The sequence below is a fragment of the Staphylococcus cohnii subsp. cohnii genome (genome assembly GCF_002902365.1).
GTDB classification, from domain to species: domain Bacteria; phylum Bacillota; class Bacilli; order Staphylococcales; family Staphylococcaceae; genus Staphylococcus; species Staphylococcus cohnii.
On record NZ_PPQC01000060.1, the window covers coordinates 30,507 to 30,745 of the forward strand.

Consider the following 239-nt stretch of genomic DNA (forward strand, 5'->3'; position numbering starts at 1 on the left):
ACATGGTGCCGGCCAGAGGACTTGAACCCCCAACCTACTGATTACAAGTCAGTTGCTCTACCAGTTGAGCTAGGCCGGCTATTCATTTTTGAAAATGGTGGAGGATGACGGGTTCGAACCGCCGACCCCCTGCTTGTAAGGCAGATGCTCTCCCAGCTGAGCTAATCCTCCACATGTTTATTATAAAGCCTGGCAACGTCCTACTCTTGCGGAACGTAAGTCCGACTACCATCGGCGCT

General features: G+C 52.3%; 2 tRNA genes. Both read right to left on the reverse strand.

Annotated elements, in window-relative coordinates:
- Nucleotides 1-3: 3 nt before the first annotated feature.
- Nucleotides 4-79 (reverse strand) — tRNA-Thr (locus CD032_RS10415).
- A 16-nt stretch (nucleotides 80-95) separates the two neighbouring features.
- Nucleotides 96-171 (reverse strand) — tRNA-Val (locus CD032_RS10420).
- Nucleotides 172-239: the final 68 nt, after the last annotated feature.